This is a genomic window from Streptomyces sp. NPDC044719 (genome assembly GCF_056433405.1).
On sequence record NZ_JBWKHE010000027.1, the window covers coordinates 1 to 2,036 of the forward strand.

Below are 2,036 nucleotides of genomic sequence, written 5' to 3' on the forward strand. Positions count from 1 at the left end.
GCCGCCCTCACCCGGGCCTACGTCGAGCAGGACCTGCACGAGATCTATCAGGGCGAGGTCCGCTACGCCCGCGACGCCTTCGAGGGACTGCGCCTCATGGACGCCCTGATGGCGGTGAAACGGGGAAGCCCGGGAGCCGCTCTCCCAGAACTCAGACAGCGCCGTGTGAAGGCCGCCGCAGCCGTGCGGAACACGGAGCAGCCAGTGCGGGAGAGCCCACGACGCTCGGACGTGGCCACCGACAACCCCGTGCCGACACCGCCCTTCTTCGGCACTCGGGTCGTCAAGGGCATCCCTTTGAAGGAGTACGCGTCCTGGCTGGACGAGGGCGCCCTGTTCAAGGGGCAGTGGGGCCTCAAGCGGGACATGATCGAATCCGTGGGGCGGCCCAGGCTGCGGATGTGGCTGGACCGGCTGCGGACCGAGAACCTTCTCGAAGCCGCGGTGGTCTACGGCTACTTCCCCTGCGTCTCCAAGGGCGACGACCTGATCATCCTCGACGAGCACGGCACCGAGCGCACCCGCTTCACCTTCCCCCGTCAGGACCGCGGCAGGCGCCTCTGCCTGGCCGACTTCTTCCGCCCGGAAGAGAGCGGTCAGGCCGATGTCGTGGGCCTCCAGATCGTCACCGTCGGCTCGCGCATCGGCGAGGCCACGGCCGAACTGTTCGAAACCGACGCCTACCGTGACTACCTGGAACTGCATGGCCTGTCCGTGCAGTTGGCCGAGGCGCTCGCCGAGTACTGGCACGCCCGGGTCCGCGCGGAACTCGGCATCGGCGTTCACGACCCGGCCGGCCTGAACGGCATGCTCCGCACCCAGTACCAGGGCTGCCGCTACTCGCTCGGCTACCCGGCCTGCCCCGAACTCGAAGACCGAGGCAAGATCGCCGATCTGCTGCGGCCGGAGCGGATCGGCGTGGAGCTCTCCGAGGAGTTCCAGCTCCACCCTGAGCAGTCGACGGACGCGATCGTCGTCCACCACCCCGAGGCGAGCTACTTCAACGCGGGAGGCCGCCCATGACGACCGACAGCACGACGTTCTCCTTCGAGTTCTTCCCTCCGAAGACCGCGAACGGTGAACGCGCCCTCTGGGAAGCGATCCGCCGGGTGGAGGCGCTGCGGCCCGACTTCGTGTCCGTGACGTACGGCGCCGGAGGCTCTTCCCGCGACCGCACCGTCGCCGTCACCCGGCGCATCGCCGCAGAGACCACCCTGCGTCCGGTCGCTCACCTCACCGCCGTCGGCCACTCGGTCGCCGAGCTGCGGAACATCATCGGCGCTTACGCGGACGCCGGTATCCGCGATGTCCTCGTCCTGCGCGGCGATCCGCCCGGCAACCCCCGGGGGGAGTGGGTCCCGCACCCGGACGGCTTCACCCACGCCTGCCAGATGGTCGAACTGGTCCGCTCGCTCGGCGACTTCACCATCGGCGTGGCCGCCTTTCCGGAAGGGCATCCCAGGTCACCGGACCCGGAGACCGACCTCCGCCACTTCGTGGCCAAGTGCAAGGCCGGCGCGGACTACGCCATCACGCAGATGTTCTTCCACGTCGAGGACTATCTCCGGCTCCGGGACCGCGTGGCGGCCGCCGGCTGCGACACCCCGATCATCCCGGAGATCATGCCCGCCACCGACGTACGGCAGATCCGCCGCTTCGCCGAGCTCAGCAACGCCGCCTTCCCCGAAGACCTGGCCCATCGGCTCGAAGCCGCCCGGGACGACCCCGGGGCCGCATACCGCATCGGCGTCGACCACGCCGTCGCCATGGCCGAGCGGCTCCTCGCCGAAGGCGCGCCCGGTCTGCACTACATCACCCTCAACCGTTCCACCGCGGCCCTCGACATCCACCGCACCGTCCAAGCCTCAAGGAGCCTCAGTGCCCGCTGACCGCCCCACCCAGTCCGAGGACTTCAAGGTCGCCGACCTGTCCCTGGCCGAGTTCGGCCGCAAGGAGATCACCCTCGCCGAGCACGAGATGCCGGGCCTGATGGCGATCCGCAAGGAATACGCCGAGGCCCAGCCCCTCGCCGGCGC

At 69.6% G+C, this 2,036-nt stretch carries 3 protein-coding genes; all 3 read left to right on the top strand.

Annotation, left to right across the window (positions count from 1 at the left end; translation table 11 throughout):
• Window positions 1-1,023 (top strand): vitamin B12 dependent-methionine synthase activation domain-containing protein (locus tag AC07DF_RS41285; RefSeq protein WP_478982758.1); only part of this gene is annotated, 1,023 nt, incomplete at its 5' end.
• Entirely contained in the window at window positions 1,020-1,889 is an 870-nt protein-coding gene (gene metF / locus AC07DF_RS41290) for a methylenetetrahydrofolate reductase [NAD(P)H] (protein ID WP_478982760.1), read from the top strand. The genes AC07DF_RS41285 and metF, both read left to right, overlap by 4 nt.
• Window positions 1,879-2,036, top strand: a 158-nt coding sequence (locus tag AC07DF_RS41295) for an adenosylhomocysteinase (protein WP_478982762.1), incomplete at its 3' end; no start/stop codon positions are given. The genes metF and AC07DF_RS41295, both read left to right, overlap by 11 nt.

Bases quoted from the DNA above. Each gene is read 5' to 3' on its own strand.
- metF (WP_478982760.1), top strand. From the start codon at position 1,020: ATGACGACCGACAGCACGACGTTCTCCTTCGAGTTCTTCCCTCCGAAG.